This is a genomic window from Enterobacter sp. Acro-832 (assembly GCF_011752745.1).
GTDB lineage: Bacteria > Pseudomonadota > Gammaproteobacteria > Enterobacterales > Enterobacteriaceae > Enterobacter > Enterobacter quasiroggenkampii.
Genome location: NZ_VWWX01000009.1, coordinates 104,946 through 124,951, shown reverse-complemented (window position 1 = coordinate 124,951; position 20,006 = coordinate 104,946). Strand labels below are relative to the sequence as shown.

30 protein-coding genes and 2 pseudogenes are annotated in these 20,006 nt (G+C 56.3%); 3 read left to right on the top strand and 29 right to left on the bottom strand.

Annotation, left to right across the window (positions count from 1 at the left end; all coding sequences use genetic code 11):
* Positions 1-700: 700 nt before the first annotated feature.
* The 29 genes and pseudogenes from F3J31_RS21835 to parM form a co-directional block, all read right to left on the bottom strand.
* Entirely contained in the window at positions 701-1,036 is a 336-nt protein-coding gene (locus tag F3J31_RS21835) for a hypothetical protein (protein WP_059312598.1), read from the bottom strand.
* A gap of 42 nt (positions 1,037-1,078) precedes the next feature.
* Positions 1,079-1,870 carry an N-6 DNA methylase gene (locus tag F3J31_RS21830; protein ID WP_167215500.1) on the bottom strand — a complete coding sequence of 264 codons (792 nt, stop codon included), beginning with the start codon at positions 1,868-1,870 and terminating at the stop codon, positions 1,079-1,081.
* A 40-nt stretch (positions 1,871-1,910) separates the two neighbouring features.
* Entirely contained in the window at positions 1,911-2,111 is a 201-nt protein-coding gene (locus F3J31_RS21825) for a hypothetical protein (RefSeq protein WP_063136927.1), read from the bottom strand.
* 87 nt (positions 2,112-2,198) lie between these two features.
* Entirely contained in the window at positions 2,199-2,660 is a 462-nt protein-coding gene (locus F3J31_RS21820; RefSeq protein WP_167215497.1) for a DUF1419 domain-containing protein, read from the bottom strand.
* Positions 2,661-2,737: 77 nt separating this feature from the next.
* Positions 2,738-2,896 (bottom strand): hypothetical protein, encoded by a 159-nt coding sequence (locus F3J31_RS21815; RefSeq protein ID WP_223825186.1) that lies wholly within the window; start codon positions 2,894-2,896, stop codon positions 2,738-2,740.
* Positions 2,897-3,004: 108 nt separating this feature from the next.
* Positions 3,005-3,319, bottom strand: coding sequence for a hypothetical protein (locus F3J31_RS21810; protein WP_167215491.1), 315 nt, complete (start codon positions 3,317-3,319; stop codon positions 3,005-3,007).
* 868 nt (positions 3,320-4,187) lie between these two features.
* Entirely contained in the window at positions 4,188-4,307 is a 120-nt protein-coding gene (locus F3J31_RS23485; RefSeq protein WP_223230179.1) for a type I toxin-antitoxin system Hok family toxin, read from the bottom strand.
* Positions 4,255-4,404, bottom strand: a pseudogene (locus F3J31_RS23480) (DUF5431 family protein); the annotation flags it as partial. The gene F3J31_RS23485 and the pseudogene F3J31_RS23480, both read right to left, overlap by 53 nt.
* Positions 4,405-4,573: 169 nt before the next feature.
* Positions 4,574-4,948 (bottom strand): hypothetical protein, encoded by a 375-nt coding sequence (locus F3J31_RS21800; protein ID WP_167215488.1) that lies wholly within the window; start codon positions 4,946-4,948, stop codon positions 4,574-4,576.
* 55 nt (positions 4,949-5,003) lie between these two features.
* Positions 5,004-5,330, bottom strand: a complete 327-nt coding sequence (locus F3J31_RS21795) for a theronine dehydrogenase (RefSeq protein WP_167215485.1) — start codon at positions 5,328-5,330, stop codon at positions 5,004-5,006.
* Positions 5,327-6,055, bottom strand: a complete 729-nt coding sequence (locus F3J31_RS21790; protein ID WP_167215481.1) for a plasmid SOS inhibition protein A — start codon at positions 6,053-6,055, stop codon at positions 5,327-5,329. Before F3J31_RS21790 ends, F3J31_RS21795 begins: the two co-directional genes overlap by 4 nt.
* Positions 6,052-6,486, bottom strand: coding sequence for a conjugation system SOS inhibitor PsiB (psiB, locus tag F3J31_RS21785; protein ID WP_167215478.1), 435 nt, complete (start codon positions 6,484-6,486; stop codon positions 6,052-6,054). The genes F3J31_RS21790 and psiB overlap by 4 nt, the downstream gene beginning before the upstream one ends.
* Before the next feature lie 37 nt (positions 6,487-6,523).
* A complete protein-coding gene (locus F3J31_RS21780; RefSeq protein ID WP_167215474.1) occupies positions 6,524-8,536 on the bottom strand; it encodes a ParB/RepB/Spo0J family partition protein in 2,013 nt (670 codons plus the stop codon).
* Between the two features lie 67 nt (positions 8,537-8,603).
* Complete coding sequence (locus F3J31_RS21775) at positions 8,604-8,969, bottom strand: hypothetical protein (RefSeq protein WP_167215471.1); 366 nt, start codon at positions 8,967-8,969, stop codon at positions 8,604-8,606.
* Positions 8,970-9,012: 43 nt separating this feature from the next.
* Positions 9,013-9,285, bottom strand: coding sequence for a hypothetical protein (locus F3J31_RS21770; RefSeq protein WP_167215468.1), 273 nt, complete (start codon positions 9,283-9,285; stop codon positions 9,013-9,015).
* A 496-nt stretch (positions 9,286-9,781) separates the two neighbouring features.
* Complete coding sequence (locus tag F3J31_RS21765; protein ID WP_154817095.1) at positions 9,782-9,922, bottom strand: hypothetical protein; 141 nt, start codon at positions 9,920-9,922, stop codon at positions 9,782-9,784.
* 139 nt (positions 9,923-10,061) lie between these two features.
* Positions 10,062-10,259, bottom strand: coding sequence for a hypothetical protein (locus F3J31_RS21760; protein WP_167215465.1), 198 nt, complete (start codon positions 10,257-10,259; stop codon positions 10,062-10,064).
* A 50-nt stretch (positions 10,260-10,309) separates the two neighbouring features.
* Positions 10,310-10,720 (bottom strand): DUF1380 family protein, encoded by a 411-nt coding sequence (locus F3J31_RS21755; RefSeq protein ID WP_167215462.1) that lies wholly within the window; start codon positions 10,718-10,720, stop codon positions 10,310-10,312.
* Positions 10,721-10,762: 42 nt separating this feature from the next.
* On the bottom strand, positions 10,763-11,191 hold the full coding sequence (locus F3J31_RS21750; RefSeq protein ID WP_008502215.1) for an antirestriction protein: 429 nt from the start codon (positions 11,189-11,191) through the stop codon (positions 10,763-10,765).
* Between the two features lie 355 nt (positions 11,192-11,546).
* Complete coding sequence (locus F3J31_RS21745) at positions 11,547-11,969, bottom strand: DUF1380 family protein (protein WP_167215459.1); 423 nt, start codon at positions 11,967-11,969, stop codon at positions 11,547-11,549.
* A gap of 55 nt (positions 11,970-12,024) precedes the next feature.
* Complete coding sequence (locus F3J31_RS21740; protein WP_013087144.1) at positions 12,025-12,246, bottom strand: hypothetical protein; 222 nt, start codon at positions 12,244-12,246, stop codon at positions 12,025-12,027.
* Positions 12,243-12,935, bottom strand: a complete 693-nt coding sequence (locus F3J31_RS21735; protein WP_045898384.1) for a DNA methylase — start codon at positions 12,933-12,935, stop codon at positions 12,243-12,245. The genes F3J31_RS21740 and F3J31_RS21735 overlap by 4 nt, the downstream gene beginning before the upstream one ends.
* Before the next feature lie 522 nt (positions 12,936-13,457).
* Positions 13,458-13,805, bottom strand: a complete 348-nt coding sequence (locus tag F3J31_RS21730) for a hypothetical protein (RefSeq protein WP_167215456.1) — start codon at positions 13,803-13,805, stop codon at positions 13,458-13,460.
* Positions 13,806-13,891: 86 nt separating this feature from the next.
* Positions 13,892-14,095 (bottom strand): hypothetical protein, encoded by a 204-nt coding sequence (locus tag F3J31_RS21725; RefSeq protein ID WP_167215453.1) that lies wholly within the window; start codon positions 14,093-14,095, stop codon positions 13,892-13,894.
* Positions 14,096-14,160: 65 nt separating this feature from the next.
* Positions 14,161-14,310: pseudogene (locus tag F3J31_RS21720) on the bottom strand (plasmid partitioning/stability family protein); the annotation flags it as partial.
* Between the two features lie 2 nt (positions 14,311-14,312).
* On the bottom strand, positions 14,313-14,693 hold the full coding sequence (locus tag F3J31_RS21715; protein WP_167215450.1) for a hypothetical protein: 381 nt from the start codon (positions 14,691-14,693) through the stop codon (positions 14,313-14,315).
* Between the two features lie 151 nt (positions 14,694-14,844).
* On the bottom strand, positions 14,845-15,108 hold the full coding sequence (locus F3J31_RS21710; RefSeq protein WP_167215447.1) for a hypothetical protein: 264 nt from the start codon (positions 15,106-15,108) through the stop codon (positions 14,845-14,847).
* 3 nt (positions 15,109-15,111) lie between these two features.
* Positions 15,112-15,774, bottom strand: a complete 663-nt coding sequence (locus F3J31_RS21705; protein ID WP_167215444.1) for a plasmid partitioning/stability family protein — start codon at positions 15,772-15,774, stop codon at positions 15,112-15,114.
* Between the two features lie 2 nt (positions 15,775-15,776).
* On the bottom strand, positions 15,777-16,748 hold the full coding sequence (parM, locus tag F3J31_RS21700; RefSeq protein WP_167215511.1) for a plasmid segregation protein ParM domain-containing protein: 972 nt from the start codon (positions 16,746-16,748) through the stop codon (positions 15,777-15,779).
* A gap of 231 nt (positions 16,749-16,979) precedes the next feature.
* Between parM and umuD the strand changes: the two genes are divergently transcribed.
* From umuD to repE, 3 genes are all read left to right on the top strand, one after another.
* A complete protein-coding gene (gene umuD, locus F3J31_RS21695) occupies positions 16,980-17,411 on the top strand; it encodes a translesion error-prone DNA polymerase V autoproteolytic subunit (RefSeq protein WP_167215441.1) in 432 nt (143 codons plus the stop codon).
* The gene (locus F3J31_RS21690) at positions 17,411-18,682 is read left to right on the top strand and encodes a Y-family DNA polymerase (protein ID WP_167215438.1); all 1,272 of its coding nucleotides are present in this window, start codon (positions 17,411-17,413) and stop codon (positions 18,680-18,682) included. Before umuD ends, F3J31_RS21690 begins: the two co-directional genes overlap by 1 nt.
* A gap of 443 nt (positions 18,683-19,125) precedes the next feature.
* Positions 19,126-19,881, top strand: coding sequence for a replication initiation protein RepE (repE, locus tag F3J31_RS21685; RefSeq protein WP_023337966.1), 756 nt, complete (start codon positions 19,126-19,128; stop codon positions 19,879-19,881).
* Positions 19,882-20,006 lie beyond the last annotated feature (125 nt).

Sequence of the window (20,006 nt, the reverse complement as noted above, 5' to 3'; positions counted from 1 at the left end):
GTGTGTGCATCCTGGTTTTCTCCTGTGGTGATGGTTGTCCATCTCCCTGGTGAGTTCTCTCGCGGCAAAGGGCAAAGGAGCAACGGCGAAGGGCGGAAGGAAAGGGGCGGAGACTAAAGTTTTTGCGGCACGCAAAAAGTTTTGGCGGAGTGCATTTCACCCCTTGGATGACGACCCGACGGTGCTACAAGTAGCCCTCCGCGTGAGGACGCACGGGAGATGGCTTCACCGGGGGAACAGGAAGCACACACCCGACACGTCGGAACGGCGTGGCGCCATTAAAGCGACGGCATCAGCCGGCGCGGTGAAGGCGTTCCGGACGGCACGGCCGGAGAAGCCGCAGCCTTTGACCTTCGCCATCAGACCCTAGCGTCAGCCCGAAACCCGAAGGGGTTCGGCGGAGCCCGGCGGGTGCGCAGCAGCCGCCCTGGCGGAGTGGGGCTCGACGACCGGACAGCAGCGCTGGCCGGGAGCCGAAGGGGACCATCGCCCTGCCCTGTTTTCGGGTTATGTCCATAACTGAGCTGCAGCTGAGAAAGTTAACCAGCAGGATGCCGGTTATGATCGCAGGGAAGGAGTGAAGCACAGCAACGGGGAACGGCAGGAGCGCCGGAGGCGCTTTCGCCCTCCCCGTTTACCCCGAAGGGGTAGAGTTTTTTGCGGTTACCCCGATGATATGCACCGGGGCCAGGATTTCCGATCAGATCGGTTCTTCGCTGTCACCTCCGTTTTCCTGCTCATAGTGCATCATGGCCATATTCAGCAGGACATTAAATCCCTCAATGCCAGCCCCGTCCGGCTCGCACTGTTCGCAGAGGTGCAGCAGATTGGCCAGAAAATCCGTGATGACAGTTTGCACGCTTTCGCTTTCCCTGTTCAGCCCGGTTTTACGGGCAAATTTCCAGAGCACATCTGCAGCCAGCGCGGCGTGATCATCGTTGCTGCGGATTTTTATCGGTTCAGCCTGGCCTTGCAGGCGTTCTGCCATCGTCTCCAGCACGGTGGCCGGAACAGCGTTCAGTGTGTTGCTCATCATTTTCTCTCTCCCTGCGGCAGGTCTGCCCTGCCGCTCTGTCAGTCAGGCGGCCACTGTGGCCAGAAAGTTTTTCATAGCTTCGAAACGACTGCGAAACTCCAGACGTCCCTGCCAGTCATTGAAGTAATAAACGGGGGTATAACGCACGCGGTTTGCTTTCAGGGTCAGCGTATTACCGGTCACGACTTTCGCAGGGATACCCAGCAGTGACAGCTGGATAAAGGCCATATCAGCCACCATCGGATCGATATCTGTGCAGGTGGCATACAGCTGTTCTGAGGGGTTATATCCCGCCTCAGCCATCCAGTATGCAAAGGCAATAACCATCCCGCCGCTACCACAAGTAGGCTCATCTAGCGTCATCCAACCCTCACGCTTTATCGTCTCCTGAGCGCCGGGCATGAGTAGTCCGGCCATCAGGCGGGAGATGGAGGACGGAGAGAAATACTGCCCCATTTCGTCCGCGCCCAGCTCATGCTCCATATACAGTGCGCCCAGAAAATCATGCATTTCACCCGCCAGCCCCTCCACCAACAGGCAGAACAGCTGTCTCATGGCGTCTAAATCGTCCGGCTGATACCGCCCGCAGATTCGTCGGCTGTTTTCGATGCTTTCTGGCGAACGTATGCTCGCTATATCAAGCCCACTGGCGGCCAGGGTGATAAAGTCGCGGAACACTTCGGAACGGCGCATATATTTAGCGGTTTGACGGAACACACTGGCGAACTGCTTACGAGCCTCAGCTGGGGACTGCACCCGGACAGGAGCGGAAGCCCGCTGCTTCGGATCAGCCTGGTCTGCCAGGAACAGGGATTCAAAACTCAGTTGTGACATGGTTTCACCTTACCGGCCGCCCGCAGGCGGCCGCCTCCTGTTAAGCCAGTCCAAGCGCCGGATAGACGCTGACGGCCAGACCACAGTCAGCCTCGGCGGCGTAGCCCGTTTCGGCATTTATCACGGACAGAAACTGCTGCCACTGTGAGAAGCGCAGCGCGGGGACGCGTGCGCGTTTTCCGGCGCGGAGGGCATTTACAAATGCCTTCGCCTGTGCGACAGTTTGCGGGTCAAATTTCACGATCAATCTCCTTACTTTGGTTGTGATTGCCGGTTCACCGTTGCAGCGGCTACCCGGCGTTGAGAAAGCAGGGGCAACCCTGCTTTTTTAATGCGCAGAATTCAGCGGCGTATCGAGACAGAAACGGGTGATCACGTCGCCAATCAGCTCCCGGTGATGGCGGGTGTGCAGGTCATGGCACTCAAAGAAACGCGCGCCATACCGGACAAAAATCGCGGTCACGTCCCCGCCCGTAAACTCCATCGACTTGAACGACTCCCCACCATACCCCCTGCACCAGTCCACTGGCGGCAACGTTTCCAGCTGGTCGATATAGCGGGCCTCGGTGATTTCCACCCAGGGACGGCGATAGCCGTCATTCTGCTTTTCCTGTACCAGAGTCGCGGGGATCAGCTCCGCATCCGGATAGAGACGGCGAAGGGATTCCAACGTTTTAGCTTCACGTTGAGTCACCCACTGCCCGTCCTGTTGTGTTGCGCGGTCATAAACGGCGTTATGAGACGGAACGAAAAAGGCCATTGGTGCAGCGGTCGGGGGGTTAACGTTCATCTTTCAGGCTCCTGTTTGATTTAGTTCAGAGCGGTAGCTGCTATACAGCACCGCATCGGGTCAAAGGTAAGTCCGGGTTACTGAACGCCCAGACGGCGGAACATATCGGCGATAATGTTTCTGCGGGTATAAGAAGCACCTGCAGCTTTCAGATCCTCCAGAACGTTCCATGAATAGCTCGCCTCATTGCCATAAATCGCAATTAGAGAGGCTGTTTTAGGCTCCGGGGCTGACATATGCCCATTTCCGGAACAGGCCTTTGCGGTCGTGGTGTTAACGCTCATGTTTCTGGCTCCTGTCTGATGAGGTTCAGTGCGGCGGCTGCCGCACGGGATGAACCGGATTTAAATGTCGATACCTTCGCGCTCGATCAGGCGCACAAACTGTTTGAAGTGGTCAGCTTCAGCCACATGGATATGGCGGAACTGTTTATCGACGCCGCTGCTGAGGGCGTAGAAATAGGTGCAGCGCATTGTTTCGGGGCAGCGTCTGCGCAGTTTCTTCAGCTCTGCAAGGCTGCTGAACTCCAGAACGTCCGATTCCTCCTCAGAGTTTTTTTTCGTCTCAGCGACGAGGATCGTGTACGACACGGTTTTCCCCCTCATCTTCCTGGAAGATTCTTGAGCGGCGGTTTTGACGTTGACGTTTCGTGTGTGCATCCTGGTTTTCTCCTGTGGTGATGGTTGTCCATCTCCCTGGTGAGTTCTCTCGCGGCAAAGGGCAAAGGAGCAACGGCGAAGGGCGGAAGGAAAGGGGCGGAGACTAAAGTTTTTGCGGCACGCAAAAAGTTTTGGCGGAGTGCATTTCACCCCTTGGATGACGACCCGACGGTGCTACAAGCAGCCCTCCGCTTGAGGACACACGGGGGATGGCTTCACCGGGGGAACAGGATGCACACACCCGACACGTCGGAACGGCGTGGCGCCATTAAAGCGACGGCATCAGCCGGCGCGGTGAAGGCGTTCCGGACGGCACGGCCGGAGAAGCCGCAGCTTTTGACCTTCGCCATCAGACCCTAGCGTTAGCCCGAAACCGCTTGCGGGTTCGGCGGAGCCCGGCGGGTGCGTCAGCAGCCGCCCTGGCGGAGTGGGGCTCGACGACCGGACAGCAACGCTGGCCGGGAGCCGAAGGGGGCCATCGCCCTGCCCTGTTTTCGGGTTATGGCCACGGAGCTGCAGCTGAGGAAGTTAACCAGCAGGACGACGGATATGACGCCCGGGATGAAGAACACAGGGAAAACCAGGCTGAAGCCAGATACAGGCAGGTAACTCGTGGTGCTCTGACTTAAGCAAAATCAGGCAGGAGATAGGGCAAGGCGGAGGGAGCAGAGGGACGGCGCCGAAGGCGCGTCCCCCTTCCCCCGTTCCCCGCAGGGGAACAGCCCTTCCCGGAAGTTCAGGCGTGCGGTCGCATCGGGAAGGAAAAAGGGGCTACCGGCGAACCGGCAACCCCTTCATAAAGGCGCTTCAGGCATGTCCACACAGTCTCAGCCCCTGAATGGCGGGGGTTTCCCCCCGCCGGGGTTAGCTACTTAGCGGATTCGTAAGCCATAAAAGCTGCCACCTCCCTGTCCGTGTCCCTGTACCGGATTTCGCAGAGCGATTTCCGTGTCAGGTAAGTGAATATCAGCAGTGTGAGACACACTATTAATACGCACCAGAGCAGGGTGTTTCGCGGCAGTTTCATGGCCTTCTTCTCCTTGCCTTGCGGCATCTAAGAGGCTATCCTGATGTTGTCTAGGCATACAGGTGGCCTCGTGGGTTAATGAAAATTAACTACGGGGCTTTCTGCTTTCTGCCACACAACACGGCAACAAACCACCTTCACGTCATGAGGCAAAAAGCCTCAAGCGCCACGTCGATTATACCGGGCAGGAGCTATTTCTTACCAGGTATATCCACGCTTTATGCTGCTTATCGCCTGAAATATCTCAGGTATCCCCATCCCGCGATCACTACGCCCGTGACCAGCGCAAGATTGGGCAAAATGACGTCAAATGCACTTACAAATTCGGCATCAGAATTACCCTGCCCCCAGAATGCCAGCTTGTACCCGACGCCCCAGACAAAGAAGATGATCCCGGCACTCAGAACTCCGTATTTCATTACGCCGAGCAGGACTTTATCGAACCAGTCTGGCGTATCACGCCATGTGATAACCATCGCTATCAGACTGCATATGAACAGGCCAGCATAATAGCCTGTCGTGCCTTCCCATTCTGGCGCAGCATGCCTGACGATTAAAAAGAACAGCACGTTCAGGAAGATAACGAGCAACCAGTACCTCATAATTCTGCTTTCCTTATATGTTTTGTCTGAGCAGTCAGACAACATTGTATCTGATTCACCGGGCAGATTTGCCTTTGAAATACGCCGGACGCGCTGCCAGTTCCCGCTCGATTAACTCATCGGCAAACAAAGGGGCAACACGATTAATCCGTGCCTGCATGTTGCGCCTTCTCACTGCGGCTTTCCGTTCATCGCTCCAGCGCTGTATCTGTTTCTGACCGAGAAAATCCACGCATACAGCGTAACCTGAGCCAGCTACCCAGCGTGACATTACCTCTTCAGGTGCCGCCTGCCCTGCCTCCACGACAACTGAAACCAGCTCCAGTGGACCAGGGCAGGGCTTGTGTGGCAATTTCCAGCACAGGGAATAGCGCCACTTCATACACCGCTCCGATCAGCCAGCTTATTTGGCACCTGCCAGCGTTCAGCGACACGAACATGCTCAGGTGTTTCCCGGACAATAAACGGGATTTCATACATCACTGCATACAGCGGCTCACCGCTGATGCGAAGCCAGTCAAGTTCCTTCAGCGACGCGAACCGCGACTGCCAGCGCCAGAACGGTGCAGCAAGCTCTGCCGCGTCAAACTCGTCGCTCCACCGGGTGTACCAGGTGCAGACGGTTTCCGGTGACTGAAAATTCAGGTCTATTTTCGCCTGCTCCAGCAGGTTCTGGCGCAGTTTCCAGCGCTGTTCGTACTCACGGGACTGGCGGCGAAGCTGACGCGTGGTCTTAATGCCGGACCTGTGCAGCCGTCGCCCCGTGCGGGTGTGCATGACTTCAGGGAATAGCTCGGCCTGCACGTCAATCGTGAGCGGTAGCGGGCAGGCTTCGCCACTGGTGGCAATCATCGTATTAAGCGCTTCCTCGACCTGTTTCAGGTTCGAATGACGGTTATTTGGCACCCAGTGCAGGCCAGGTATTTTATTGGCCACCGTGGCGTTGAGGCGTCCGCTGCCCGTGAGCAAGCGCAGAAAGGTACGCACATACGGCATGGCGGGCAGTCGTGCTCCGCGTTCGCGGGCAGACTCAACATGGCTGATAGCCTGAATTGCAGCCTGACGGGCGGGCTTCAGGGAAACGAGCGCGTGTGAGGACGGGATCATGCTGTCACCTCCACGCTCATCAGGTTCACCACGGTGCTGGCTGTGCAGTTAAAGCGGCGCATACCCGCCAGCTGCGCGATCAGCTTATTTATCCGGTCAGGCTGGAGCGTGTCGCTCTGGTAAAGGGTACGCACCACTTCACCGCCGGAGGAGAGCAGCACCAGAAGCCAGTAAGGCGAGACTTCGCCGGGGCTACACACGCACAGATGCCAGTCATCGCTGCCGTCCTCACTGAAGCGGCATTGGACGGGGAAGAAGCCGCCGAACTCGGTGCGGAACTCGGCGCAGACGCACCATCCTTCAGGTGTCGACAGAAGGCCGGTCACGGCATCGCTGAGGGCGCGGCGCGCGTCCTCGCCCTGCTGACGGATAAACTCCAGGTCTGTGGCGGTCAGGGTGTTGATTCGGTTCAGGTCATATTGCATGGTCATGTCTGTTCCCGCCGCCCGAAGGCGGCGGCCTCCGGTATTAAGCAGCGTGGTCAGTGGTGTCAGCGTCGGATTCAGTGGCTTCTTCAGCCTCGGCGGCTGGCGCAGGGCGCACCATCCAGTCAGGCAGCCAGCCCTGAGCATTCAGATCCTGTTCGGCGGCCTTTGCCGCATCGCGGCGCTTGAGCTTCACAATCTCTCCGGCGCGGGTACTCAGTCCGGCTTCTTCGTAGGCTTTGCCGATCTGGGCGATGGTAAGCTTGCCGAAGTAGCTCTCTGCACCCGGTTGCCACCACTTGCGCAGGTCAAATTCCAGCGCCGCTTCCAACGCGTCCAGTTCACTGGTGTCCGTGCGGTTATACAGGCGTTCCTGAATGCCGTTGATACCGTGCGCCGCACAGAATCCCAGCAGGGTGTTCACCTGCTCTGCTGACCATGACAGCAGCCAGGTGAAATCGAGATGCCAGTTTTCTGGCAGCGTTGCCTGAAGCGCTTTTTTCTGTGCATTGAGCGCCGTCAGCGCCTTCCCTTCTTCACCGGATGGAGCCAGTGATGCAAGGTGATACTGATTCGAGGACACGGAGGCTTTCAGCGGTTCGCTGCGTTTACCGTGGGTGCGGTCAAACATACTGAGGCACAGTGTCCACGTCAGCAGCGCCACCGACACGTCGGGACGACCCGCCAGTTCGGCCTGAACAGCCAGAGTACGTTCTGCTGACATGGCTTTTACCAGCGTTGCCGGATAAGCGTCGGCGGGAATTTCAGGCGTGGTGTGTCTGATCACATTGCTTTCACGCTCCTGACGCGCCTGTTCTTCAGCTGCCCGGTCTTCGTCGGTCAGCTTGCGGATACCTGGCTGAACCCGAAAATTGTTACCATCCCATGACACCCAGATACCGTGCGCGGCGCGAAATTCCGGCGTGGCTTCGCGGTACTGCGCCTCGCAGTAAATGTCATCGATCTGCTGCTGAAGCTCGTATTCGTCATCGTAGGTTTCAGTAGCGTCCCTTTGTTCTTCCAGTTCACTGACGCGCTTCTGTTCTTCTTCCGTCAGGACAGCTTTCGGCATGGCAAAACGGTACAGTTCTCTGTCCTCACCGCTGAAGCGTAGTTCCGTCATACGGAACTCAGCCCAGCCCCAGCCCTGCTCCTGCTTAACGCGGGCAGCGAGTACAGTGAGCTTGCCAGCCAGCAGGGATTTCACCAGCGCCGCATCGGCAAAGGTGCTGTCCTTGTCGCTGAACAGGTCGGCAGTCAGCGTACCGCCAGCGGCGGTATAGGCTTCCTCGCCCACATACTCAAACATCGGGTGACTGATGGCCATCTTGTCGTCGGTCACCATTTTGCGCAGAGTCTGTACAGCAGGATCGCGCCACTGTACAACAGCCTCTTTCCAGACCTGCTCCTGACGCTCATGGGTATCAGCAAGTGTCAGGACTTCACACTGTTCAAGGGAGATTTCATCCCGCGCCAGTGCATCCAGCAGGGAGGGGGCAAGATTCGCCAGTTTCAGGCAGCGCTGAACGTGGCGCGGGTGATAGCCCATCAGTGCGCCGATCTGAGAGGCCGTTTTACCTTCCTGCTGAAGGGTACGAAAACCGATAATCTGCTCGGCGGGATGCATGTTTTTACGTCGACCATTCTCGATCATCGAGGCCGCCACAGCCATCTCAACGGGCAGGACTTTCACCGGAACAAACGGCGTGTCTGCATCGAGCACACCGCGCATCACCAGAATGCCTGTGCCTCTGCGGCGACCTTCCCCGCCGACAATGCCGATCGTACCGTCCGGCAGTTCTGCACCGATCAGGTTCTGGAGGATGCCCATTGCCTGAATGCTGTCGGCCATCTCTTCCACTTCCTGATCGGTATGCGGAATGATGCGCGTGTTTAAGTCAGTGCGTGACAGGCGGGAATACGGGAAGATTTGCACGGGCGTATCAGCGAGCAGCTGGACGAGCTTCTGCTCGGTAGACTGCGCGATTTTTTCCGCAGATATTGTCTTACGGGGGTTCCTGGCTGGTTTTTTTGCCGTAGTATTGGTGGCGACCATGATTTTTACCTCTCAGTGATAGTTGTGGTTAGCCGTGGCCGGAGTGCGATCCGGTCACGGCACTCGGTTAACCGGTAATGCGTTTCGGGTGTGCTGCCAGTGCTGCAAAGGACGGATAGCCATCAAGAATCTGCATCATGATTTTTGCCCCTTCGAGCATCGCTTTATCCGTTACACTGCCGCTGTTTTCACACACGTTGATCGTTGCCACGATCCCCGATTTCACATCTGAAAAACGCTCATACATGCGGTTGCTGAACAGGACTCGTTTGCCTCCTGCCATCACCTGCCAGTTGTTGCAGTCATTAAATCGGGTGTCCACGTTGTCAAACTCGACCACGTGGGTGTCGCTGGCCTGAATGCGCAGCAGCTTCACGATTTCGGTGCTCTGCCCGACCTTACGGGTCGCCGGACGGGTGTTAAGGTTCTGCATGTTTCCTCCTTCTCTGGGTTAAGGCCGGACATCCGGCCTACGGTTAAAGCTGCACGTATTGCAGGTTGCGTTTCAGTTCCAAAAGAAAATCCGGTTCAAACGACCAGGCGTGCCAGTTAAGCGTTCCGTTGGTGCGGATCTCCACCTGAACGTCGCCGTATCGGGACACATCGGACAGAGTGACGGTGACCCCCGCTTTCAGCGAAGTGGCCTGAGCCACCCACTCCCGTGCGACAGAAACAGGGGTTTGTTCTTCCCCCATCTTCCTGGAAGATTCTTGAGCGGCGGTTTTGACGTTGACGTTTCGTGTGTGCATCCTGGTTTTCTCCTGTGGTGATGGTTGTCCATCTCCCTGGTGAGTTCTCTCGCGGCAAAGGGCAAAGGAGCAACGGCGAAGGGCGGAAGGAAAGGGGCGGAGACTAAAGTTTTTGCGGCACGCAAAAAGTTTTGGCGGAGTGCATTTCACCCCTTGGATGACGACCCGACGGTGCTACAAGCAGCCCTCCGCTTGAGGACACACGGGGGATGGCTTCACCGGGGGAACAGGATGCACACACCCGACACGTCGGAACGGCGTGGCGCCATTAAAGCGACGGCATCAGCCGGCGCGGTGAAGGCGTTCCGGACGGCACGGCCGGAGAAGCCGCAGCCCTTGACCTTCGCCATCAGACCCTAGCGTCAGCCCGAAACCCGCAGGGGTTCGGCGGAGCCCGGCGGGTGCGCAGCGGCCGCCCTGGCGGAGTGGGGCTCGACGAGCGGACAGCAGCGCTGGCCGGGAGCCGAAGGGGGCCAGAAGTGGGATTCTGGTGTTTTCAGAGAATTTGCTGATCGGGTTTCAGAGCCGCCACGCCACGCCACGCCACGCCACGCCACGCCACGCCACGCCACGCCACGCCACGCCACGCCACGCCACGCAGGACCGTATCCGTGACAATTTGCCCCCACAATGCCATTCCTCTGCATTTCTCCTGACTTACACCAGGGGCGGGAGGGGGCAGCGCCGCAGGCGATGGCCTTGCCGCCCCGTCAGCCCGAAGGGATGACTGGGTTTTCGCGCGCGAACAGGCGGCGCCTATGCCCCGCCCGGATTATTTACTTTCCATCCCCCTGACTGCCCTGGAGAATGAAGTGGCCGCAAAGATAGACGGCGCACTGGCGGGTAGCCGATTCGCAGATCTCATCCAGCACTTTCGCTGTGGTTACGGGGCTGAGTCCTGATTCACGACGTCGCTCGTTGATGAGCGTTTTATACTGGCGCAGGATGTTGCGGGTTTCCGGTGACAGTTGCATGGTGTTCTCCTTTTGTTCTGTTTCCGGAGGCAATGCCTCCGGCTTCTCTGTCAGGCCTCGAGCGCAGCGCGCAGGCTCATCATGACGTCGTTTTCTTCTTTCAGGGTTTCTGCCGCTGATCCGCCTCCATCCTCCGCGCATACAGCGATACGCTCCATTTCCTTCCCTGCAAGCTGCATCACCACCGCAAGCGCCGCAGCCGGAATGGTGACATTACGGTGTTTCCGTTTTTCTTCCACCATCATCTCAACAATGTTGTAGATGAGAGGGACACATCCGGAGGGATACAGCTCTGCCTCCAGTCTTTCCATCACCACGTCGATCTCTTCATCACTGAGATCCCAGTCAATGCAGAGACCGCGAATATCGTTCCGGCTCCAGCTGGCGAATACAAATTTCTCGCCGTCATTATCGTCATCACGCAGCATTTCGATGGCGATCTCTTTTGCTGTACCAATCATGTTTTTCTCCTTTAGTCGGGCGGCATCGCCGCCCGTGGTCAGTCAGTCAAGGGCACGCCAGATCGTGGCGCTTTCCGGATGGGTATCAGCAAATGCCATAAGCTGCTCATAACGGCGGCAGAAGTGGCGGCACAGCTCCTCATGGTCATGGTTGCTGTGGTGCCAGCTCCGGTGATTCAGTACCAGCGCCGTGAGGATGATCCCCGCCACTTCCCCGCTGACAGTCTGCTCAAACCAGTTGTCCGGATTGCACAGGGTCAGACTCTCCACGTCAGGCGCCATATATCCGCCACCTTCCGGCAGCCGGTAAAACTGCCAGAATCCCCCCTGATACTCAGGGCAGTAACGCTGGGCATAGGCGTACACGGATGCCTCGGACGTCATAAAATCGCCGCCAAACAAATCAGGCAGGAAAGTCAGGCGCTGCGCACCCTCAAGACGAACAGCATCACAGGTCACGGTCTGGTTCATAGATCCTCCACGGTTAACATATTCTCGGTTCCGGCATCGCCGTGACGACACGACAGACCGGCGAAAAGCGGAGGACACAGGGGCGACGCCGCAAGCCGCAGCGCAAAGCCTTCACGGGCTGAATGCACCGTGAAGGGTGCGAACGGGTGAGGACGGAGGCGTCAGCGAACCCTTGTGGCCGATGCGGCCGGGCTACAGTGAAGTCACGGCGCATGCCGTCACCGCACGGAGCTTCAGGTGAGTTTCATTGTCCCGACGTTGCCCGGAGGGCAGCGGCGGATAGAAGCGGAAGGCACTGACATCCTTATTCGCAGTGGATGGCCACCGGTTGCCGGGGCGTTACCCCGGCGTTCTCTCAGGCGGCCAGCGCCTCCTGTAGGGCGCGAACGTTATTCAGCTCATCCCTGACAGATTCAGGCTCCTGCCGCCCGGCTTCCCAGGCCATACCGATCCGGTTTTCCAGCTCGCATTCATAGTTACGCAGGACGCGGGACAGGAGTACCGCCGGAACACTCACCTGACGGTTTGCCGCTTCGCGCTGACGGGCCAGGAGATCGCTGATAGTCTGATGATTTATCCCCTCCTGACGGTATTGCGTCATTTTCATTTCGCCGATCGCCTTCATCAGATTCCGGATTTCAGTCCCGTCCGGTTCTGGCTGGGCTTCACGGCAGGCCACGCTAATCCCTTCTTCCGTCCAGACCAGCAGGACCAGGGGTTCGTCAAAGGTGAACATGTTTTCAAGCTGTACACAAAGTTCTTCGCGGGTTCCGTACATCGTTTTTTCTCTCTTGTAAGGGGTTACATGCCGGGCATCAGCCCGGCAGGGTCAGTCAGTCCTGAAAGGTTTCGTCCAGCACCAGAGCTTCGCGGTAGGCTTCAAGAAGCAGGGTGTTGATACGGCGCAGGGTCTGCGCTGCCATACGTTCGGTAAGCGTTGCCGCGTCGTGCCGGTGCTGCGATTCGAGGCGGTTCAGCAGCATCCGCACGTCACACATGGCATTGCTGAGCGCGGCCACGTCCGCGCGCAGGTGCTCAAGGCCCGGGTAGTTCATGCCGCCTCCGGCCAGTCAGGGTAAAACGCGCCGTCATTGGCCGCCGGCATCCTTCTCGCCCGTTCAACCTGTGCCAGACGTCGGACGCCGGCGGCGTGGTACTGCTCAAGCATCTCGATCCCGATATAGCGGCGGCTGGCTTCGGCGGCGGCCACGCAGGTGGAGCCGCTGCCGGCGAACGGGTCAAGGACAATAGCCCCCGGGCGCGTGAGCGATTCGATCAGCGGTCGCAGGCTCTGCACCGGCTTCTCCGTCGGATGGTGTCTGTTGCCCGTGTATTTCCAGGGGATCACGTCCGGGACAGGACGGTCCGGGGTTTGCGGCCTCCCCTTCGCCAGCAGGTAGGCGCTCTCATGTGTGTAACCCACGAACGTCGATTTTGAGGCGTAGCTCTTGGCAAAGACGATATGGCCAACCACCCGGAAGCCGGCCGCTTTCCACGCATTCAGAAACAGATCCGCGCGGTTCCAGGCATAGAAACTCACCATGAGGCTGTCATTTTTCAGCACGCGGTACATTTCATGACAGGCGGGCTGGAGCCATTCGGCAGAGTTGTCCCCCGCCAGGGTGCGGCCGGTACGATCCTTATAGCCAACCAGATACGGCGGATCGGTAAGAATAAAATCGACGGCACGCGCCGGAAAACGGGACATCACCTGCACGCAGTCACCCAGAATAAAACGGGACATAGACACACTCCTCTCTGATATGCGGCACCCTGTTGCGCCGTGCCGCCACAAAAACCCGGCGGAAAGCGGAGGGCGCAGGGGCGACGCCGCAAGCCGCAGCGCAAGCCTTTCACGGGCTGAATGCACCGTGAAAGGTGCGAACGGGTGAGGACGGAGACAACGTGAACCCTTGCGACCGCAGCGGCCGGGTTAGCGTGAAGGCACGGCGTTGAACACGCCGCCGGCTGGCGGCAATAAGGCGGAGGAAACCGACATCCTTTGTTACCGGTTCTGGTAGCTGATGAGTCCGTGAGGGTATGGCAGAATGCACGCTGATAATGGATTCGCGCCGTTATCTGACATGTGTGCCTTCGATTTCAGGACGTCCCCGACCGGAGACGTCTTTTTTTTGAGTCGGATATATGGCAGGTGAAAGTGCGAAGTGATTGTGTGATTATCAGCGCCGAAAACATCTGAAGGGTTTTCGCCTGTATCGAATTGCATGACTTCAGGACACCCCCTCCCCGGATGGTGTCCTTTTTTTCAACGCCTTTTCACGTGGCCGATACCCGACTTCGCAGACTGGCATGATGTATCAATCAGATTGCTGAATTTATCCTTTAATCTGGCTGCGTCTGACTGTTCATCACTTATTCTTTTTAACGCCTGGATGTGTTCCGGACTTTTATTGACAACAACCCGACACAGTTTCTCCTGAATCACGAGTATACGCTCATTTTTCAGAGCCTCTTCATCCTTAAGTTTGCATAAAAACCGGTGCCAGAAATTACGGTAATGCGCGTTGATCAGCGCCATTTTATAACCCGCAAGAGCCTGGAATACCTCGGTCTCTACAGGATCAGTCGTACAGTCAAAAGGAAAATCGCTCATATTAACTTTCTCCAGGAACTATTGTTCCGGGCAGATGAACTATCCTGACCAACTTACCCGCCGACAGGATAACGACGAAACATTCTTTATCTATGAGGAGCTGCACCAATACGTCTTAGTGCATCCTGAACTTCACGCAGCCCAAAAATATCTTCCGGCGGCTGCTCTTTTCCGGCCAGACTACAAACCGTAAAGACAGCATTTGATGCGGTCAGTCTCTCACGGTGCAGCGCCTGCAGTGCCACAATAACCAGTGTGCGTTCGTCTCCTGACAGTTCTTCAAGCTTCATACTGTTTCCTTCAGGTTAATGTTCATATTCATATTCATCCCCGCCCCTTTGTTTTTTTCTCGTTAAACGCCAGCCGTACCGGCCATCTGCTGAACCAGAACCTGCAGCTCGCTGACCGTGCCGGGCGGTACCGGCATGCTGGCCAGCAAACGCGGCAGCTCTGGCGCGGTCGTTTGCAGGGCCAGACCGGTAATAATCAGGTTTCTCAGCAGCTCTCTTATTTAGCTGTTCTGCAGGCTGAGACTAACGATGATCGGAGTACGCGAAACTCTATCACGTCGTTACGCTCGAGAAGCTTGAGAGCGTCTGACGAACAGGCCATTGCAGCCTTCAGTGCCAGTGAAATGGCGAGGCTGCGGTAGCGGTTTTGCAGCATGATGGGGGCATCAGCAGGCACTGCGTCAGACACCTGTAGATATGCTTTCCATGCATCTGGCTGTGCTAAAGCATCACGTTCCACGGCTTCGAGCTGGTCTTCACGTTCCTTTTGCTTTTTCGTGGCCATCTGGTCAAGAACCGCCACTGTGGCTGCGGCATTCACCGCACCGGGTATTGCCAGTGTGAGCGCCACAAACAAAATTGCAGTATTACACTTCATTTGTCCTCCTCATTGTTGTTCATCTCCTTTATTTCCTGACAGTTCAACAGCTCGCTGGCCTCCGCCAGCGCCAGCGTCAGCCTCGTTCTCTTAACCTTTTGCATCAGTCCATCCCGGGCTGTCTGGTTACCATTCTGAATGATGTTCCTGCTCAGGATCGGTTCTTCGGCTTTTTATCGTCAAACGCCAGGAGAACACCGAGGCCGATCAGCGAGGCGTAGCAGACCTGCATCGCAATTGTCACCGGCAGGGAGATATTATCAACCAGAACACCGGGAACCACGACGGCAACACCTGCCAGTATCATTCCCCTGCCGATCTTTTTTACCCGTTCCGGCCACTGAGATTCAGGCACGTTCCGGGCACGGAGAAAGGTATGAATGCACTGCTCTGCTTTCTGTTTAATCACTGACATGTTTTAGTCTCCGAACGCCCGTCGCATATTTTTCTTTATCCTGGTCGCTTCATCGGTTACCGGTACGGCAGGCTCTGCTGGTTTCTCCGGTACTACAGCTTTACTCACGCCAGCCGTACCGGCCATCTGCCGAACCAGAACCTGCAGCTCGCTGACCGTGCCGGGCGGTACCGGCATGCTGGCCAGCAGACGCGGCAGCTCCGGCGCGGTCGTATGCAGGGCCAGACCGGTGATAATCAGGTTTCTCAGCAGTTCTCCGCGCAGGCGCGATGACACCCCCGTCAGCACACGCTCAACCCGTTCACTGCTCCGGTCATCCAGAAGCGTCAGGGTGTAACGCCGGCGCTGATATTTCGTCTCCGGTGACATGGCCAGCGCGGCCACACCGCCCTCCGACTCATCAGGAAGTCCGGAAAGAGAAGACCAGGAGCCGGAGACCAGGGCCATCACGGCGCAAAGCCGGATGGCGCTCAAATGCCCGTCAAAGAACACCGGTATCAGCGCCGGTAAACGGGCATCCGTCTGGTACATCACCGCCCCAGCGGTGGCGGCGGTCCGGATGAAGTCACCGCGCAGGGGCTGTGAGATGGTGCTGATGGTCGCCATCGCCGCGATGTCGGTGCGATCGTCGCTGTGCAGATAGAAAGAATACTGGCCGTCCGGCACGTTTAGTCCTCTTTATTGTAAAGGGCAATCTCTCTGGCCAGCGCCAGCTGCGGATCGCCTATAACCTCGATACGGTCAGGAGCCAGAGGCCAGGCCTGACGGATAGCCTCTTCAATGAGGGATGCCCCTCCCCCGACCAGGAATACCCGGTTAACGTTCCTGAAGGCCGTCAGCTCACTGGTGACACGCGCGCCCAGGGAAGTGATTGCCTCTGTAATTTTGTTCAGAACATCGTCGATTTTTCCGGCATCGTTGATCACACGCTGCAGATACTGACGATCATTGCGGTTGCGGATGACCGTGTCAGCAATAAGCGCGCTGGTTTCGCTGTCTGCCGCCCGCAGCGCGCCTGCAGCTGCGCGGGTGACCTGTGACACGCCGACAGACGGATTGCCGTGTACCGCACTGATATCGTCAAACTGTCCGACAATCACGCCGGCATCGAGCGTGGTTCCGCCGAGATCGATAATCAGGGTGGTCTCAGCGGGTCCGGGCTCCAGCTCCGCGAGACGGGAGAACGCCGCCGGCAGTGATTCCGGCATCACCTTTACGTCCGTGACGGTAAATGCCCTGCCCTTATTCAGAACCAGCTCACGCATCAGGTTTTCCCGTTTGCGTCGGATGTTCTCCTCGTTCCGCTGGCAGTCCCCGTCATAATACTCGCTCAGGGGCAGCGTCACGGTCAGGCTCACCGGCTGCGGCTCAAGTCCGCTGTTCAGCAGCGCATGATGCACGGCCAGCAGGTTGAGATCACCGTACTGATATTCCACGTTTGTTGTCGGGATGGCATCCCGGCTGACGCTGTCCCAGGTGTATTTCTGCCCGCCCACCTGATAGTTGAACGTTGCGGCACTGAACTCCGCCACTTTCCAGCCATGCCGGAAGGAGTTAGCAGAAATCCGGGTCTGCAGCTCGTTTCCTTCAAACCATGCCAGCTTAACATTAGTTGAACCATCATCGCAGTAAATATTCATCATTATGCTCCGTCAATTAAACTCAATTTGATACACATTATAAGAGCAGAATGGAAAAATAAAAGCCTTGTTTCTCATTGTGAGCAAAACAAAATAATCAAAATGATATTACCGAACATTTTGAGTAGCTTAGGGTACTCACTCTGTTCATGGCGCAGGCGATCTGGATTATCCTCACGCTGTTAAATATACTGTATGCATAACCAGTATATTTAGACGTCAGGAGGAAAGATGAAACTGCAGCTTTTCAGCACCGGGAAAGAACTCCCGCCACAGGCCCATCCGTTGTTTGCAGACCTGGCCAGCTGCGGTTTTCCCAGCCCTGCAGCTGACTACGTCGAGTCTGACCTGGATCTCCATGATTACTGCATACGGCATCCGAGCGCGACTTACTACCTTCGCGCCAGCGGTGACAGTATGTCCGACGGCAGCCTGTACAATGGCGATCTGCTGGTTGTGGACAGTGCAGAGAAGCCGCAGCACGGCGATATTGTTGTGGCCAGCGTGCAGGGGGAGTTTACGGTCAAACGGCTGCTGCTGACGCCACGACTGACGCTGCAGCCCATGAACGCCGCCTGGTTGCCGATTTATCCCGACCCGGACGATCTGGATATCTTTGGCGTCGTCACGCACATCATCCACCGCCCGAGGGAGATGTACTGATGTTTGCCCTGGCCGATGTGAACAGCTTTTATGCCAGCTGCGAACGTGTTTTCCGCCCGGATTTGAAAGGAAAGCCGGTTGTAGTGCTCAGTAATAACGATGGCTGCGTAATCGCAAGAAGTGCCGAGTCAAAGCCCTGGATCAAAATGGGCACGCCGTGGTTTCAGATGAAAAACGAAAGGTACCCGGAAAAAATATACGCGTTCTCAAGCAACTATGAACTTTATGCCTCGATGTCAGCGCGCGTCATGAACTGCCTGGAGGAGCTGGCCCCCAGGGTGGAACAGTATTCGATTGACGAGATGTTCCTCGACCTGACCGGCGTTGAGCACTGCATGGACCTGGAGGACTTCGGCCGGCAGCTGCGCCAGTATGTGTATGACTGTACCCGACTGACCATCGGCGTGGGTGCCGGGCCGACGAAAACCCTGGCAAAATCAGCCCAGTGGGCCTCAAAGGAGTGGAAACAGTTTCGTGGTGTGCTCGCACTCACCCGGGGGAATCCACAGCGAACGCGGAAACTGCTTTCACTGCAGCCGGTCGAAGAGATCTGGGGCGTGGGAAACCGTATTGCACGCAAGCTCAATGTTCTGGGCATCAAAACCGCGCTCGATCTGGCCCTGACGAACCCGACCTTTATCCGCAAAAATTTCTCCGTCGTTCTCGAGCGAACAGTGCGCGAACTAAACGGAGAAAGCTGCGTGTCGCTTGAGGAAGCCCCGCCAACAAAGCAGCAGATAGTCTGCAGCCGCAGCTTTGGTGAGAAGGTCACTGAATACGATTCGCTGCGGCAGGCTGTCTGTCAGTACGCAGAGCGGGCCTCAGAAAAGCTGCGTAAAGAGCGCCAGTATTGCCGGCATATTTCCGTTTTCATCAAAACGTCTCCGTTCGCCGTTAAAGAGCCTTACTATGGCAACGTGGCTACCGAAAAATTGCTTACCCCCACTCAGGATACCCGGGACATCATTGCAGCCGCTACAACGGCTCTGGAGCGTATCTGGAAGGATGGCCACCGGTATGCCAAAGCCGGTGTGATGCTGAATGACTTCACCGACTCCGGTGTTTCGCAACTGCAGCTGTTCGACGAACGTCCGCCACGTCCTCACAGCGCGGAGCTGATGAAGGTTCTTGATGGCATTAATCATTCCGGTCTGGGACAGGTCTGGTTTGCCGGACGAGGGATTGCGCCTGCATGGCAGATGAAACGCGATATGCTCTCCCCTGCGTACACCACCCGCTGGAAAGATATCCCCATAGCGAGGATCAGTTAAATTTCGCCTTTCAGAGAGAGCCAGTAGTGCTCGCCGCAGCCGAACGACAGGGCGAAGCCCGCGAGTGAGCGAGGAAGCACCAGGGAACTGCACGGATAATTTCTGCTTACGCTCGGTGTTAAATGGATACCCCACTCTGCTTTATCCACTTATCTACTGGCATATTTTTATAAGATCTTTTTTAATCTTTTTTAGATCTTTCTTTTTAGAGTGCCTTTCAGCCCTTTAACCATGCGGGCTTCAGAAGGATCTGTGTGACAATTTGCCCTTTGAGTGTGACAAATCACCCTCAATCCACTTCTGTATCTGTGACAAATAGCCCTTAACCCTGTGACAAATTGCCCTCATAAACTGCTGTATCTCACAAAGTTATCCCTACCTGTTGACTCTTTTTCATTTAGTGTGACAATCTAAAAACCTGTCACACTTTACACGGATCTGTCATGACGGAAGTTGCGGTTATCAACCATAAAAAACGTAAGAATAGCCCGCGAATTGTCCAGTCAAATGAATTGACTGAAGCGGCATATAGTCTCTCCCGAGACCAGAAGCGTATGCTTTATCTCTTTGTAGACCAGATTAGAAAATCTGATGGCACACTTCAGGAACATGATGGGATCTGTGAAATACAGGTAGCTAAATACGCGGAGACCTTCGGGCTGACATCAGCTGAGGCCAGTAAGGATATCCGTCAGGCGCTTAAGGGGTTCGCGGGTAAGGAAGTTGTCTTCTATCGCCCTGAAGAAGATGCAGGTGAAGAAAAGGGATATGAATCTTTTCCTTGGTTTATCAAACGTGCACACAGCCCTTCCAGAGGACTGTACAGCGTGCATATCAACCCTTATTTAATTCCTTTCTTCATTGGTCTTCAGAACCGTTTTACACAGTTTCGGCTCAGTGAAACGAAAGAGATTACCAATCCTTATGCCATGCGTCTTTACGAGTCTCTTTGCCAGTATCGTAAACCAGATGGCTCGGGCGTTGTGTCCCTCAAAATAGAATGGATCATGGAACGCTACCAGCTCCCCCAGAGCTATCAGCGTATGCCAGACTTTCGCCGTCGCTTTTTGCAGGCGAGCGTCGATGAGATCAACAGCAGAACGCCAATGCGTCTTTCTTATATCGAGAAAAAGAAAGGCCGTCAGACAACGCATATAGTCTTTTCTTTCAGTGATATAACCTCTATTCAACCTGTGTAAATATGAGGGTTATCTGTCACAGTTCAGAGGGCGGTATGTCACACCAAAATTAAAGATCTGAGGGTGATTTGTCACAGTACAGACCACTTTCCATTGCCCCATCTGGTGTTCAGGTACAAAATGGT

Bases quoted from the DNA above. Each gene is read 5' to 3' on its own strand.
- F3J31_RS21835 (WP_059312598.1), bottom strand. From the start codon at position 1,036: ATGATGAGCAACACACTGAACGCTGTTCCGGCCACCGTGCTGGAGACG.
- F3J31_RS21830 (WP_167215500.1), bottom strand. From the start codon at position 1,870: ATGTCACAACTGAGTTTTGAATCCCTGTTCCTGGCAGACCAGGCTGAT.
- F3J31_RS21820 (WP_167215497.1), bottom strand. From the start codon at position 2,660: ATGAACGTTAACCCCCCGACCGCTGCACCAATGGCCTTTTTCGTTCCG.
- F3J31_RS21815 (WP_223825186.1), bottom strand. From the start codon at position 2,896: ATGTCAGCCCCGGAGCCTAAAACAGCCTCTCTAATTGCGATTTATGGC.
- F3J31_RS21810 (WP_167215491.1), bottom strand. From the start codon at position 3,319: ATGCACACACGAAACGTCAACGTCAAAACCGCCGCTCAAGAATCTTCC.
- F3J31_RS21800 (WP_167215488.1), bottom strand. From the start codon at position 4,948: ATGAGGTACTGGTTGCTCGTTATCTTCCTGAACGTGCTGTTCTTTTTA.
- F3J31_RS21795 (WP_167215485.1), bottom strand. From the start codon at position 5,330: ATGAAGTGGCGCTATTCCCTGTGCTGGAAATTGCCACACAAGCCCTGC.
- F3J31_RS21790 (WP_167215481.1), bottom strand. From the start codon at position 6,055: ATGATCCCGTCCTCACACGCGCTCGTTTCCCTGAAGCCCGCCCGTCAG.
- psiB (WP_167215478.1), bottom strand. From the start codon at position 6,486: ATGACCATGCAATATGACCTGAACCGAATCAACACCCTGACCGCCACA.
- F3J31_RS21780 (WP_167215474.1), bottom strand. From the start codon at position 8,536: ATGGTCGCCACCAATACTACGGCAAAAAAACCAGCCAGGAACCCCCGT.
- F3J31_RS21775 (WP_167215471.1), bottom strand. From the start codon at position 8,969: ATGCAGAACCTTAACACCCGTCCGGCGACCCGTAAGGTCGGGCAGAGC.
- F3J31_RS21770 (WP_167215468.1), bottom strand. From the start codon at position 9,285: ATGCACACACGAAACGTCAACGTCAAAACCGCCGCTCAAGAATCTTCC.
- F3J31_RS21765 (WP_154817095.1), bottom strand. From the start codon at position 9,922: ATGGCATTGTGGGGGCAAATTGTCACGGATACGGTCCTGCGTGGCGTG.
- F3J31_RS21760 (WP_167215465.1), bottom strand. From the start codon at position 10,259: ATGCAACTGTCACCGGAAACCCGCAACATCCTGCGCCAGTATAAAACG.
- F3J31_RS21755 (WP_167215462.1), bottom strand. From the start codon at position 10,720: ATGATTGGTACAGCAAAAGAGATCGCCATCGAAATGCTGCGTGATGAC.
- F3J31_RS21750 (WP_008502215.1), bottom strand. From the start codon at position 11,191: ATGAACCAGACCGTGACCTGTGATGCTGTTCGTCTTGAGGGTGCGCAG.
- F3J31_RS21745 (WP_167215459.1), bottom strand. From the start codon at position 11,969: ATGTACGGAACCCGCGAAGAACTTTGTGTACAGCTTGAAAACATGTTC.
- F3J31_RS21740 (WP_013087144.1), bottom strand. From the start codon at position 12,246: ATGAACTACCCGGGCCTTGAGCACCTGCGCGCGGACGTGGCCGCGCTC.
- F3J31_RS21735 (WP_045898384.1), bottom strand. From the start codon at position 12,935: ATGTCCCGTTTTATTCTGGGTGACTGCGTGCAGGTGATGTCCCGTTTT.
- F3J31_RS21730 (WP_167215456.1), bottom strand. From the start codon at position 13,805: ATGAGCGATTTTCCTTTTGACTGTACGACTGATCCTGTAGAGACCGAG.
- F3J31_RS21725 (WP_167215453.1), bottom strand. From the start codon at position 14,095: ATGAAGCTTGAAGAACTGTCAGGAGACGAACGCACACTGGTTATTGTG.
- F3J31_RS21715 (WP_167215450.1), bottom strand. From the start codon at position 14,693: ATGAAGTGTAATACTGCAATTTTGTTTGTGGCGCTCACACTGGCAATA.
- F3J31_RS21710 (WP_167215447.1), bottom strand. From the start codon at position 15,108: ATGTCAGTGATTAAACAGAAAGCAGAGCAGTGCATTCATACCTTTCTC.
- parM (WP_167215511.1), bottom strand. From the start codon at position 16,748: ATGAATATTTACTGCGATGATGGTTCAACTAATGTTAAGCTGGCATGG.
- umuD (WP_167215441.1), top strand. From the start codon at position 16,980: ATGAAACTGCAGCTTTTCAGCACCGGGAAAGAACTCCCGCCACAGGCC.
- F3J31_RS21690 (WP_167215438.1), top strand. From the start codon at position 17,411: ATGTTTGCCCTGGCCGATGTGAACAGCTTTTATGCCAGCTGCGAACGT.
- repE (WP_023337966.1), top strand. From the start codon at position 19,126: ATGACGGAAGTTGCGGTTATCAACCATAAAAAACGTAAGAATAGCCCG.